Below are 13239 nucleotides of genomic sequence, written 5' to 3' on the forward strand. Positions count from 1 at the left end.
CCTCTTAAAGACGCTTACATCGTGACAAGCAGTGTGGAAATTACTTGTTTTAACCAATTTATTTTATTTTCTACTCAGATTTATACTTGTTAGAATAGCGTTTCCAAAGTTTTGTTTGGTGTGTTTCTAAGCTAATTTTTCTACCTTGAATAAAAGCTTCAGTTAAAATATTAGTTCGCATATCTAAAGCATCACCTTCAGAAATAAATAGTGTAGCATCTTTACCAACTTCTAAAGTACCTACTTTATCATCAATACCTAAAATCTTCGCATTATTTTGAGTAATTAATTGTAGCGCTTTTTCTTTACCTAAACCATAAGCAGCGTAAGTTCCTGCATAAAATGGTAGGTTACGCGTACTCATACGTTCCATATCACCTTCCATACCTAAACCAACAGTAATACCAACATCTACTAGTGTTTTTGCTGCACGATAAGGTAAGTCGTAATCTTCATCTTCTGCTCCAGGTAAACGGTGTGAACGTAATAGGATTACAGGAATATTATTTTCTTTTAATAAATCGGCTACTTTTTCAGCTTCACTTCCTTGTACAATAACGATGTTTTTAATGCCTACTTTTTTCAAGGTTTTAATTACATCAGTAATTGCCTTTTGCCCGTTTACATGCACAAACATTTTCTGAGAACCGTTTAAGACTCCTTGTAAAGCTTCATAAGGTAAAATTTTAGCAGCTTTATCACCTGCTAAATACGTCTTTGCATTGTTAATGTAGTCAGTAATTTGATTGATGTTTTTAGCGTAGTTTTTGTTTGGTTTTAAGCCAGGATCTTCTCCTAACCACCAACGACCACGACTAAAAACTCTTGGCCAATTCATGTGAATTCCATCATCTGTTTTTAAAGCAGCATCTTCCCAGTTCCAAGCATCAAATTGTACTACAGATGATGTTCCAGAGATAACGCCACCACGAGGTGTAATTTGTCCCATTAATACGCCATTAGGACGCATAGATTCCACTACTTTACTTTCAGTATTATAGGCAATAATACTACGGATGTGTGGTAACATAGCACCAACTTCATCAAAATCTTTTGTAGCTCTTACAGCGTCAATTTCTGCCAATCCTAAAGAAGTGTTTGCAGCAATAAAACCGGGGTATACATGTTTTCCTTTTGCATTTATAACTTTCCCTTTTCTAGCAATTTTCATCATTGCACTACCAACGAAAGAGATTTTTCCGTTTGAAAACATGATTAGTGAGTTTTCAATCACTTTTCCGTTTCCTAAGTGAGCTGTTGCTCCCTCGATAGTATAATCTTGTGTTTGTTTTGCGGCGGGTGTTTGTTGCGCCATTATATTTCCTATCAATAAGAAACATAATAAACTATATATTACTTTAATCTTCATGTTTAATGTTTTAGGTTTCTTATTCTGTATCACAGTGAAATAATTTTTTAGACTTCTTAACAGGTGCTTGTGTTTTAGCTCCTTTTAATTTTTCTTGCAACATCATGTTAATCAATTTAGCACGCTCTGCCTTGATTGTTGCACGTTTCTTTTTATCTTCTTCGATATCAAAATAAATAGCACCATCAATAATTGTTTTTTCAGCTTTGCTGTAAACAGATAATGGATTTCCGCTCCATAAAACAACATCTGCATCTTTACCAACTTTAATACTACCAGTACGATCGTTTAAGTGTAATAATTTAGCAGGATTTATGGTTACAGTTTCCCAAGCTTCTTGTTCACTTAATCCACCATATTTTATCAATTTAGCAGCTTCTTGATTTAAACGACGCGACATTTCAGCATCATCTGAATTAATAGCAACCGTAATTCCTTGGTTATGCATAATTGCAGCATTGTAAGGTATTGCATCGTTAACTTCGTATTTATAAGCCCACCAATCTGCAAATGTAGAACCACCAACGCCGTGTTCTTTCATTTTATCAGCTACTTTGTATCCTTCTAAAATATGTGTGAATGTGTTGATGTTAAAACCAAATTTTTCAGCAACTTTCATTAACATGTTAATTTCTGATTGCACATAAGAGTGACAAGAAATAAAACGTTCTTTATTGATAATTTCAGCCAACGTTTCTAACTCGATATCTTTACGATAAGGTTGTCCGCTTTTCTTTTTAGCATCGTATTCTTTAGCACGCTGAAAATAATCGATATACACTTGCTCAACTCCCATACGTGTTTGTGGGAAACGAACCGTTTGTAAATCTCCCCAGTTGGCTTGCTTTACGTTTTCACCTAAGGCGAATTTGATAAACTTCGGACTGTTTTTATAGATTAGTCCATCAGCATTTTCACCCCATTTAAGTTTGATAATTGCCGAACGACCACCAATTGGATTTGCAGAACCGTGTAAAATTTGAATAGAAGTAACTCCACCTGCAATATTTCTATAAATATTAACATCATCAGGATCAACAACATCTTCAATAGTAACTTCGGCAGTAGAGTTATGACCAGATTCGTTTACTGCAGAAGTTGCAATATGAGAATGCTCGTCAATAATACCAGCGGTTAAATATTTTCCTTCACCATTAACTACTTTAGCACCTCTTGCAGAAATGTTTTTCCCTATTTGAGAAATTTTTCCATCTTTAATTAAAACATCAGTATTGGTTAAAATTTCTTTGTTTTCAGAAGTCCAAACAGTCGTGTTTTTAATTAAAATAGTTTCTTTTTGAGTTTTAGTATAATTACCATATCCGATATTCGGATAAGAAACAGCAACAACATTAACGTTGTCTTCTTTTTTCTTCTTTTTCTTTTTATCTTCTTTTTTAGAGTTGAAAGTAGCCGTCCAATTGGTTTCATCACCAGTATCGGTAATAGCTTTACCTTTAATGTTTTTAGCATCTACCATTCCTGATAAACGTGTAAAAGCATCACCTTCTCTTAAAGTAATAGACATCCAATTATCTTTAAAAGAAAATTTAGAATTTACCTTTTTTCCGTCTTTTTTAATTGTTGCTTTCTGCTTTGTACCTTTTCCGCTGATAGACATGTTATAGGTATTGCCATTAACTGCCAATGTATATTCACCAGAAAGATCTTTTATAGTAATATCGTTTACAACATTTTTGTTTCCTTGTACCCAGTTTTCGTAAAGCGTAGTGCTTTTATCAAAAATATCACCAGAAGTAATTAAAAAGTTAGCATAACTACCTTTATTTAAGTTTCCTATTTTATCATTTTTTAAAATTTTAGCTGGAATACTTGTTAAGGCTTTTAAAGCTGTAGTTTTATCTAGTCCGAATTTAATAGCTTTGTTTAAATTAGTATTAAAGTCTTTTACTTTTTTTAATTTAAAAGTAGTTAAAGCAAATGGTACGTTGTTTTTAGCAAGAACAGCAGGGTTTGCAGGTTCTTGATTCCATTTACGCATATCGCTTAACGCAATTTTATCAGCTAAAAAAGCATTACTTACATCATAAGCTTTTCTAAAATTAATAGGAATAATAAAAGTAGCATTAGTATTTTTAATATCGTTTACACGCTCATACTCGTTTCCTCCACCTACAATGGTGTATTGAATTCCGAATTCATCACCAATTTTATCAGCACGTAAATCATCTAAATAATTTCCGGCTCTAAATATTTGAGGAAGGTCTTTTTTATCATTTAAAGCTTGTAAAGCTAAATCTGTATTATCGATATTTCCACCAGTATACCAGTTTGCATCAGAATACGTTTGACGTAATAAAGACATCGCTCCCATACGAGAAGTAGGGTAGGACTGACGTGATTTTCTACTTTTACTAAACGATAAATAGTTCGCAGATTTTTTATTTAAAATACGATATGCGTCAGATGAAGCACTATTTAAAGCAACCAATACACCGTTACCTTGCATAATTCCGTCGTTTTGATGTGTATTTACCACACCAAAACCTAAATTAACTAATTCTTTAGCCTTTTTGTTGTCAAAACTGAAAGCATCAAAAGCATCAGTATCAGGACGAATATGATCATTCCAATAATATCCTTTTCTGCTAGCATCGTATTGTGGACCTCTACCGCTTTTTCTTTTTGGAGCTTTTACACCAAAAGAACTATAAGCATCTACAAAAGATGGATAAATTGTTTTACCTTTTAAATTAATAATTTCAGTTCCATTCGGTATTTGAACCGATTTACCTATGTTTAAAACTTTTCCGTCTTTAATAAGTAATGTTCCTTTTTTAATAACATTGGTAGCGCTCACATAAATTTTAGCGTTTGTAAACGCAAATAATTTATTTTTTGAGGTTTTTACACCAGTGTTACTTGGAAAATATTCTTGTGCAGATATAGTTGATATACACATGAATAACAGTAGTAAGAGTGTTTTTTTCATTGAATAATTGATTGTTTATTGGCTAAAGATATTTGATTAATATTGAGAAATGTTTGTTTTAACAAAATATTAGGATTTTTTGATTTTAAATCCAGTCCATTTCATAGACGGTAATACAAGTTTTCCAATTTTTTGATGTCCTGATAACCAAGCAGTATTTTTATCTACAAACTGAATAGTGTAATACGAATCGTTACTAACTTTTGCCCAAGTATGTCCGCCATCGTTAGAAAATGAAACCCCGGTTTTACCTACAGCAAAAACTTCCTTTCCGTTGGTATCAGGTACATATTGTGCGCAACTTTTATAATTCGGATTTTGATTATCGGCAATTAACGTCCATGTTTTTCCTCCATCAGAAGTTATGGCTTTATTTGCACAATTGTCGTTTGGTTTTGCATAATTTCCACCAATGGCAATTCCGTTATTTTCATCGTAAAAATCGATAGAATAAATTCCTTGTGGTCCATCACCTTGAATAATAGGTGTGTTATAAACATCCCAAGTTTGTCCGAAATCAGATGATTTTAAAATTCGAGCTTTTGTGCCACCAGAAGCAATCCAAACTGTACTGTTGATTACTTTTATATTGGTATTACTTGCAGCAAAAAAAGCTTCACCTTCCTCGAAAGCCGGTAGTTTTTCACAAGGAAGTTTTGTCCAAGTATTTCCGCCATCCGAAGTTAAAATAATTGAAGGGCAGTTTTCTGTTGGATCACCAACTGCGATTCCGTGCTTACCATCTGAAAAGAATTTCATACTGTCGTAAAATACTTTTTCATGCGTTTCGGTATACACTATTTGTTTGTTGTTATTATTGATTTTATACAGCAATGCTGGATTGCCTATTGATAAAGCAAAAGTTCCGTTAATGTTGGTAGCGATGCTTCTAAAATGCGGAATAATAGAGTCTTGATATTTTAAGTTGATAGTTTTCCAGGTTTTTCCACCGTCTTTGGTTGTGCTAATATCGCCTTTTGAACCTGCAAAAATCATATGATTTTTATCAATTGCTTTTATGGTACGAATACTTGTGCTATCCTTTTTAAACTCCTGAATGTTAATTTTTTCAATGGTTCTGGGTTGATATTCTTTTTTGCAAGAAAAAGAAATTAAAACGACTATAATTAAAAGCGAAAATTGTTTCATTTTTTGATATTTTTACAGAACTAAAAATAGGTAAATCAAATTAGAATAATGAAAAAAGCATTGGTAATTTCTGGCGGAGGAAGTAAAGGCGCATTTGCAGGTGGTGTTGCACAATATTTGATGAAGACAAAAAAGAAAGAATACGACATGTTTTTAGGTACTTCAACTGGTAGTTTAATGGTGTCGCACTTGGCTTTAGGTATGGTTGATGAGTTAAAGGAACTGTACACATCAGTAAATCAAAAAGCTATTTTTAGTAACAGTCCGTTTAAGGTAAAATCGGTTCATGGTGAAAAGGTGATTTCTGTTAGGCATACAAACACACTTTGGAACTTTATAAACGGGCGAAAAACTTTTGGAGAGAGTAAAAACCTAAGGAAACTTATTAGAAAGAATATTACTGAAGAAATGTTCTTTAATATTATTAAGAATGAAACAGAAGTAGTAGTTACCGTTTCTAATTTATCTACCAATAAAATTGAATACAAAACTGATAATTATTATCAAGGTCATTTTACTTATTAAATTTAACACCTCTAATTGAGTTTAAAAGTAATCCAATAGTTGTACCATTATGTAAAATGGCAGTTACAATTGGTGAAAAAGCGGTTGTAACCGGTTCTGTCAAAGCTGACGAAGTTCGGGTTTGCGGGATGGTAAGCGGACAGCTAAATGCTGATACAATTACTTTGGCAAGCACTGCAAAGGTTGTTGGTGATATTCTACATAAATCAATTGCGATAGAAGCTGGCGCGCAGGTCGAAGGCCAATTCAGACGCATCTCTGATAAACCTGAACAATCATCAAAACCTTCTGTTAGCTCTCTTCCTGAAGCTACAACTGCAAAGATTACACCGCCAACAAATGTGAATAGTGGTCCTGTAAGTGCTGTTGATGGCGGAGCATCGGTATCTTCATCTGCTCAATCCTCGACAGCTTCCTCATCTAGTAATGGATCCGGTGTTATTCCTGCTGCGGCGCCTTTGAGTGAAGTTAAGTCAGAAGATAAAAAGGAAGAAAAGAAATCAAGTATATATGGTGCCTCTTCCTCATGGAATAACTCTAACTAACTCTCTAGACATATTTTAAAAGTTGAAGGGTCAACGTTCCCCCCGGACAGGGTAAGAGCGATGGCCTTTTTCTTTGTTGGTAGCTTGTTATGCAGTACTGCTGCCAAAGCAACCGCACCACCAGGTTCGACAACAAGTTTAAGTGTTTTAAAGGCAAATTTAACTGCTGCTTTTACCTCTTGATCTGTAACAACAAGACCTTCTTCCAATAACTCACTGCAAAGCGAAAAGGGTATTTTACCGGGAGTAGGGGTTAAAACTGCATCACAAATAGATCTGGCCTTGGGATCATTGCTCAAACGCTTTCCTGCTTCCAAGGATCTGGACATATCGTCAAATCCCAGGGGTTCAGCAGAATAAATTTTGGTGCTTTTGGATTTCTCTTTAACCGCAAGAGCAATACCGGATGTCAAACCTCCACCACCAAAGCAAGAAACCATGGCGTCTAGAATAACGCCTTTATCTGATAATTGCTCAATAATCTCTGTGCCGCATGTACCTTGGCCCGCAATAATAAGGGGGTGATCATAAGGGGGGATTAACAGGGCACCTGTGGAATTTATAATCTCAGCACCAATTGCTTCCCGATCTTCATTGAAGCGATCATAAAGGATAACCCTTGCCCCATAAGAACGCGTATTTTCTATTTTAATTTCAGGGGCATCACTTGGCATTATTATTGTGGCTTTGGCGTTAAGTAACTTGGATGCATAAGCTACGCCTTGGGCATGGTTTCCAGATGAAAATGTTAGTAGACCCTGTTCTTTTTGCTTCTTAGATAACGTGCAGATGAAATTATACGCTCCCCTGAATTTGAAGGAGCCCGTATGTTGAAGAACTTCAGCTTTTAGAAAAATGCGCCCGCCAGTTATATGGTTTAACTCGGCATTTTCTATAAGCGGTGTATAGATTGCCTTTTCGTACAGGTTCTCTCGGGCCTTACAAATATGGTTGTAAGTTGGAAGTTCTATCGATGACATTGTCAGTAATTCCAAATAAATATTAGGTGTTGGGCTGATAGAGTTGCTTTAGTTCGGAAAGGCTATCAATTATAAATTCAGGCCTGCCGGGTAAAACTTCTGGCGGTCGCTTGAAGCGATTGATCCATGCCACTCTGAATCCAAAATAATTTGCTCCGGCGACATCCCAAGCATTTGCAGAAACAAACAGTATCTCATCAGGCTGACACTCCACGTAATCAGTTGCCAATTTATATACTTGTGGGCTCGGTTTATAGATATGCACATCATCAATTGAAATCGCTTTATTAAGAAGCGGTTTGAGGCCAGAACTTTTCAAAGATTTATCCAGCATTTCCTGAGACCCGTTACTCAGCACAAGTGTAGTGTATTTATACTTATTTATTTCTTTTAAAGTACTTAGAGCATCTTGATAAGCTGTTAACTCAAGATATAAAGACATCAATCGCGCATGCAAATCTTGATCTTCCATATCGTGATATTTCAGTGCATATGTGAGGGCGTCTGAGGTTACTGTCCAAAAATCACTATGTGCTTCCATCAGGCTACGGAGCCAGGAATATTCCAATTGTTTTGTGCGCCAGATATCTGAAATGCTTTGTGCTTCAGGTCCAAGTTCTTCCGATAATTTATGCACTGCTGAATGTACGTCTAGCAGGGTACCGTATGCATCAAATACGAATGCCTTGATGTCTGGATTTGTCATGTCAGATAACCGTAAGAGAATGAATGCAGAAAAGCCTTAAGCGTATTTTATCATGTCTAGGCTAAGGAAATTTGTGGATTTTAGTAACAGATCCTAGGATTAATGGGAAAAACAGCGGTTCTTAGCCACCAGAGTTTGTGTGTCCCCACAAAGAAAAAGGAAGATTGCCCGTAATTGCCGTATTTGTCTGTTCTAATTTGTTGCGGTACATGACGTGGCTTTCCAGAATTCTTTGGACGTAGTTTCTGGTTTCATTAAAGGGGATTTGTTCCATCCAGTCGATAATGTTGACATTTGCATGTCTGGGGTCTCCGTAATCTTTAACCCATTTACGAACGCGGTGAGGACCCGCATTGTAGCCCGCTAGTGCCATAACATACGATCCATCAAATGATCCTATCAAGTCAGATAAGTAGGCCGTGCCAAGTTGTATGTTATAAGTGGGATCATCTGTTAGCTGGCGCTTTTTATAGGATAGCTTTTCCTTTTTTGCGACAGATTTAGCTGTGGCGGGCATAAGTTGCATTAAGCCCCGTGCACCTGCATGGCTGATTGCTTTGTGATTAAATTCACTTTCTTGTCTGATGAGCGCTAAAACAAGCGCAGGATCTGCATGAGAATCTTTAATTGTATCAATTTGCATCTCTGGATATAGGAGATCTGGCAAAAGGATCCCCTTTTGTCGGGCAGATTTAGCTGTTCTCAAGGCAATATTTGGGTGAGAAACTTTGTTTGCCAATTCTGCGGCCAGTATATGATCTTCGTCAGTCTGTGCATCCAGACGTAAACGAGTCAAAAAGGTTATGACCAATTTATCTTGATCTAGTTGATCCAGAAGTTTTATTGCGCGAACAATTTTCTTGTCATTAAATATGCCTTGTTGGACGGGCTCTATTTTCTTGGTTGAATCGTGTATGACAGGTTCTTGACCAAGCTCATAGTTTGCTTGTTGTCCATAAAAAGTTGTTTGATATTTTGCAGCTAGGCTGTACCAACGAGTTGCCCAATCATCATGCCCGATGTCTTTTGCAGCTCGACCCGCCCAATAAGATGCTCTTGCTTTACTGATCGGAGATTTAACACCATTATAAAGTTGGTGAAAATGTGTATAAGCCCTGCGGGGCATGGACAATTTTCTGAGAGCTATCCAACCAGAAAGAAATTCACCTTCGGCAAAGCCAACGCCTTGCGTAAGGCCATGTCCGGAAGCAATACGATATGCTTTTTCATAATCTTTTTGTACAAGAACCTTTCTTGCTGCCCAATGCCGGATAGGCCACCATTTCTCGGCTTGTCTTGCTGTCGGTATCGGTGGATCAAGCAGCTCTATTGTTTCTTGGTTCCTGTCGGCTTTTAATCTCCATCTGGCGCGGGCGTAGATCAAGGAAGGATCATTTTTCAACTTTGTTGAAACTCGGTTGATCAAACCATCTACATTTCCTTTTCCTGTAAGCAAGGCGATTCTTGCTTTCCCAAGATTTTTATAATCGCTGGGCACACGGGATAACTGTCGTTGAGCAGCAACAAAATGTTTGTTCCAAATCAAGATATCAAGTCGATCAATGTGGTCCTGCGTCGTAATTAATGATTTGTATTGATTTATAAATTTTTTTTCGTCTGTTTTTCCTAAATATTGCTGTATCCAGAAATTTTTGACAGTGCTTTCCAGTTTTTCGTTTTGGCCTGTTGCTTTAAGTGAAGAGGTATATCTGGTTAGTCCGTAATAGCTTCTAGGCGCTTTGTCTTTGAACCAGGTTAGGATCTGTTGATCAGAAAACGAATCAGGAAGAACCTTTTCTGCGTTACGCGTCAGTTTTGCTTGTCGTGGCCAATTCAAAGGTTCGTCTGTAAATTTAGCAAGAGCTTCAAAATCTCGCGTAGCGCCGTCATTTGAATAGATCATCCAAAGGGCAATATCCCGCATAAGAGAATTTTGAATTTTTTTAGCTTGTGCTTGGGCGCGCGTGTATTGCTTTTGAGTGACGTGTTGAGCAACCGACTTAAAGGCTGCTTTATCGGTCATAAAATCTTTTGTCGTTGCCGCTGTATTTGCTTCAGCATCCCGGATTAATGGAGACATTTGAAATGCATAGGGCGTATCCTGTAGCACATCAATACTTCCTAGAATCCCGATGATCCCGATTATTTTTAATGATTTTTTTTTCCGAAGCCGGCGCGTAAATTCAAACATGATCAAACCTTAACAGTCACTCGCGGTTGTGACCACAAAAGGATGATCACAAAATAGACAGCCGCGATTCTATTCTTAAATTTGGCGTTAAATTCGCAAATATTTAACAAGGATATCCCTAAACTATTAAAGAAATAACACCGAAGCCTTTATTTGGCCTTTTCGCAATGCAAATCTGTCGCTATTCTCCGCCATTCATTAAGGCATTCGGCCCTTTTGACAACGCAACGATGATATTTTGAGGTATCGCTATGACCGGCCCGCTTTTTAGAGGCTCTTTTCCTGCTCTCGCAACACCCATGCTCGAAAATGGTGATGTTGACGAGAAACGGTTTCAGAACTTCGTACAGTGGCAGATCGATCAAGGGAGCCACGCGGTATGCCCCGTCGGAACTACGGGGGAATCGCCAACCCTAGGTCACGACGAACATAAACGTGTAACAGAACTCTGTCTTGAAGTTGCAAAGGGCAAGGTGCCAGTTATTGCTGGTGCCGGTTCAAACTCTACACGTGAAGCCATTGATTTCACCCGCCACGCTCAAGAAGTAGGCGCTGATGCTGCTCTTGTTGTAACCCCTTATTACAACAAGCCTTCTCAAGAAGGGCTTTATCAACACTTTAAGGCTATTCACGACAATACGGATATACCGATCATCCTTTACGATGTACCTGGTCGCAGTATTGTGAATATTGATGTCGACACAGTTAAACGGCTTTCCGAATTGCCGCGTATTCAGGGTATCAAAGATGCTACTGCAGACTTGGCATTGCCTGTAAGAACTCGTTTAGCCTGCGGTGATGACTTCACATTGTTGAGTGGTGAAGATGCGACAATCGTGCCTTTCCTTTCTCTTGGTGGTCATGGATGCATTTCTGTGACGGCGAATATTGCCCCAAAACTTTGCTCGGAATTACATGAAGCATGGTGGGCTGGTGATTATGAGAAGGTAAGCAAGATTAATGATATTCTAACACCTCTGCATGAAGTGTTGTTTATTGAATCAAGTCCGGGGCCTGTGAAATATGGTATGCATCTTTTGGGGTGGGGAGCTAATCGGTTACGCTTGCCACTTCTTGCCGTAAGCAAAGAGACTGAAGATCGTGTTCGTGCTGCTATGGTGCATGCAGGATTAATCGACGGTTAGATAGATGGCTAAGTCAAAAAAGAAAAGCACTTCTTCTGGTAAGGGAAATACGGTCGCGGTTAACCGCCGCGCCCGTTATGACTATAATATTGAGGACACCCTGGAAGCTGGTCTGGTTCTGACTGGAACAGAGGTAAAGTCCCTGCGTACAGGTAAGGCGTCGATACAAGAGGCCTATGCCAGCGAAGAAGATGGCGAGTTCTTTTTGATCAATGCGAATATACCTGTTTACGAAGCCGCTAACCGTTTTAATCACGAGCCGAAACGACATCGTAAATTGCTTGTTCATCGCAAAGAACTCGCAAAGTTGATCGGTATGTGTCGGCGAGACGGGTACACAATTGTGCCGATGTCTCTCTATTTTAACGACAGGGGGATTGCCAAAATCAATCTTGGTTTTGCCCGTGGTAAAAAAGCGGTTGATAAGCGTCACACAGAAAAAGAGAGAGATTGGAAGCGTCAACAATCTCGTATTCTAAAAGATCGCGGATAAAAGTTTCTGTTTTCTGTCTCATAAAAAAAAGAGCCACCCGGTAAATTGGGTGGCTCTTTTTTTTGGGGAGTTAACAAGGTGAAGCATTAATCTCTATCATCGACTTCATCATAATCATCGTCATCGTCGTAATATTCATCATCATAGTCATCTTCATCAGCGGGCTGCTGATCCAGTGCCTGAATGGGCGTCGGGGGCGTCGGGCGATTATGATCAGAAACTTTGCGGCCAACTTCGCTTTTGAGCTCAATTAAGTCGAGGAAGATATCTGCTTGGCGTCGAAGTTCATCAGCTATCATAGATGGTTGACTGCGGACGGTAGAGACAACAGTTACCTTAACGCCTTTTCGTTGAACGGCTTCGATAAGGCGGCGGAAATCACCGTCTCCGGAAAACAGAACAATGTGTTCAATATGCTCAGACATTTCCATGACATCAATTGCCAGTTCAATGTCCATATTTCCTTTGATCTTTTTACGACCAGCAGCGTCGGTAAACTCTTTGGCTGGCTTTGTCACCATGGTGTACCCATTGTAGTCCAGCCAATCGACGAGGGGACGTATCGGTGAGTATTCCTGATCTTCAATGAGTGCAGTGTAATAAAAGGCGCGTACTAAACTACATTGCTCAGCGAACAACGACAAAAGCCTTTTGTAATCAATATCAAATCCCAGTGCACGCGCGGTGGCATATAAGTTCGACCCGTCAATAAATAAGGCTACGCGTTCCTGAGGATAAAATTGCATTTTTAAATCCTTAAAAAAATATATTTAAAAAATGTCCAGAATATAAATTAACGATGATAAATACCGAGATATTTTTTTAGTAACAGATCTCGTGAAGTTATATTCTTTTCTTATTGATACGAGCTTACTCTTTTTTGTTCATCTATCAATAATCAAATTAAAGTAAAAATACATTAAAAGGTAATTAAAATTATTATTTTAGCTATTTTTTTTAGTTATAAATACGACCTTCTAATTTTACAGGAATTACCCCGCTGATTACACTTTCCGATTGTGGGTAACTTGGCCAAGCTATTATCAATTCTGTATTAAGTTTGGTGTCGATGTGATATTGAACTAATAAGTCAGAATGAAAATCGTTAAGGTAGTAACCAAGTGATCATTATTGCAATAGGGGCCAACCTCAAGAGTCCTAAGTATGGCCTTCCTATGCAAAC

Annotated in this window: 11 protein-coding genes; 4 read left to right on the top strand and 7 right to left on the bottom strand. The window is 37.9% G+C overall.

From position 1 onward, the window contains the following. Nucleotides 1-70 precede the first annotated feature (70 nt). From Q0241_RS15990 to Q0241_RS16000, 3 genes are all read right to left on the bottom strand, one after another. Nucleotides 71-1315 (bottom strand): amidohydrolase family protein, encoded by a 1245-nt coding sequence (locus Q0241_RS15990; protein ID WP_299379244.1) that lies wholly within the window; start codon nt 1313-1315, stop codon nt 71-73. 73 nt (nt 1316-1388) lie between these two features. Continuing rightward, complete coding sequence (locus tag Q0241_RS15995) at nt 1389-4322, bottom strand: amidohydrolase family protein (RefSeq protein WP_299379246.1); 2934 nt, start codon at nt 4320-4322, stop codon at nt 1389-1391. 69 nt (nt 4323-4391) lie between these two features. After that, a complete protein-coding gene (locus Q0241_RS16000) occupies nt 4392-5471 on the bottom strand; it encodes a hypothetical protein (protein ID WP_299379248.1) in 1080 nt (359 codons plus the stop codon). Between the two features lie 48 nt (nt 5472-5519). Between Q0241_RS16000 and Q0241_RS16005 the strand changes: the two genes are divergently transcribed. Both Q0241_RS16005 and Q0241_RS16010 read left to right on the top strand, forming a co-directional pair. Next, nucleotides 5520-5996, top strand: a complete 477-nt coding sequence (locus tag Q0241_RS16005) for a patatin-like phospholipase family protein (RefSeq protein WP_299379250.1) — start codon at nt 5520-5522, stop codon at nt 5994-5996. Between the two features lie 56 nt (nt 5997-6052). Continuing rightward, nucleotides 6053-6541, top strand: a complete 489-nt coding sequence (locus Q0241_RS16010; RefSeq protein WP_299379253.1) for a polymer-forming cytoskeletal protein — start codon at nt 6053-6055, stop codon at nt 6539-6541. Here the strand turns inward: Q0241_RS16010 and Q0241_RS16015 are convergent. The 3 genes from Q0241_RS16015 to Q0241_RS16025 all read right to left on the bottom strand — a co-directional run bounded on the left by Q0241_RS16015 (nt 6538) and on the right by Q0241_RS16025 (nt 10418). Beyond that, nucleotides 6538-7521, bottom strand: a complete 984-nt coding sequence (locus tag Q0241_RS16015; RefSeq protein WP_299379256.1) for a threonine/serine dehydratase — start codon at nt 7519-7521, stop codon at nt 6538-6540. The two genes, Q0241_RS16010 and Q0241_RS16015, sit on opposite strands and share 4 nt — an antisense overlap. A gap of 22 nt (nt 7522-7543) precedes the next feature. Then, entirely contained in the window at nt 7544-8227 is a 684-nt protein-coding gene (locus Q0241_RS16020; protein WP_299379258.1) for a haloacid dehalogenase type II, read from the bottom strand. 121 nt (nt 8228-8348) lie between these two features. After that, nucleotides 8349-10418: a lytic transglycosylase domain-containing protein gene (locus tag Q0241_RS16025; protein WP_299379260.1), complete on the bottom strand. Its 2070-nt coding sequence runs from the start codon at nt 10416-10418 to the stop codon at nt 8349-8351. A 251-nt stretch (nt 10419-10669) separates the two neighbouring features. Between Q0241_RS16025 and dapA the strand changes: the two genes are divergently transcribed. Together dapA and smpB are read left to right on the top strand one after the other, a co-directional pair. After that, nucleotides 10670-11563, top strand: coding sequence for a 4-hydroxy-tetrahydrodipicolinate synthase (gene dapA / locus Q0241_RS16030; protein WP_299379262.1), 894 nt, complete (start codon nt 10670-10672; stop codon nt 11561-11563). A gap of 4 nt (nt 11564-11567) precedes the next feature. Next, on the top strand, nt 11568-12056 hold the full coding sequence (gene smpB / locus Q0241_RS16035; protein ID WP_299379264.1) for an SsrA-binding protein SmpB: 489 nt from the start codon (nt 11568-11570) through the stop codon (nt 12054-12056). An 86-nt stretch (nt 12057-12142) separates the two neighbouring features. On the opposite strand, the gene Q0241_RS16040 is transcribed toward smpB, so the two are convergent. After that, on the bottom strand, nt 12143-12802 hold the full coding sequence (locus Q0241_RS16040; RefSeq protein ID WP_299379265.1) for an NYN domain-containing protein: 660 nt from the start codon (nt 12800-12802) through the stop codon (nt 12143-12145). Nucleotides 12803-13239 lie beyond the last annotated feature (437 nt).

The sequence above is a fragment of the uncultured Kiloniella sp. genome (genome assembly GCF_937128705.1).
GTDB lineage: Bacteria > Pseudomonadota > Alphaproteobacteria > Kiloniellales > Kiloniellaceae > Kiloniella.

Coding starts and splice junctions, on each gene's coding strand:
- Q0241_RS15990 (WP_299379244.1), bottom strand. CDS start 1,315: ATGGCGCAACAAACACCCGCCGCAAAACAAACACAAGATTATACTATC.
- Q0241_RS15995 (WP_299379246.1), bottom strand. CDS start 4,322: ATGAAAAAAACACTCTTACTACTGTTATTCATGTGTATATCAACTATA.
- Q0241_RS16000 (WP_299379248.1), bottom strand. CDS start 5,471: ATGAAACAATTTTCGCTTTTAATTATAGTCGTTTTAATTTCTTTTTCT.
- Q0241_RS16005 (WP_299379250.1), top strand. CDS start 5,520: ATGAAAAAAGCATTGGTAATTTCTGGCGGAGGAAGTAAAGGCGCATTT.
- Q0241_RS16010 (WP_299379253.1), top strand. CDS start 6,053: ATGGCAGTTACAATTGGTGAAAAAGCGGTTGTAACCGGTTCTGTCAAA.
- Q0241_RS16015 (WP_299379256.1), bottom strand. CDS start 7,521: ATGTCATCGATAGAACTTCCAACTTACAACCATATTTGTAAGGCCCGA.
- Q0241_RS16020 (WP_299379258.1), bottom strand. CDS start 8,227: ATGACAAATCCAGACATCAAGGCATTCGTATTTGATGCATACGGTACC.
- Q0241_RS16025 (WP_299379260.1), bottom strand. CDS start 10,418: ATGTTTGAATTTACGCGCCGGCTTCGGAAAAAAAAATCATTAAAAATA.
- dapA (WP_299379262.1), top strand. CDS start 10,670: ATGACCGGCCCGCTTTTTAGAGGCTCTTTTCCTGCTCTCGCAACACCC.
- smpB (WP_299379264.1), top strand. CDS start 11,568: ATGGCTAAGTCAAAAAAGAAAAGCACTTCTTCTGGTAAGGGAAATACG.
- Q0241_RS16040 (WP_299379265.1), bottom strand. CDS start 12,802: ATGCAATTTTATCCTCAGGAACGCGTAGCCTTATTTATTGACGGGTCG.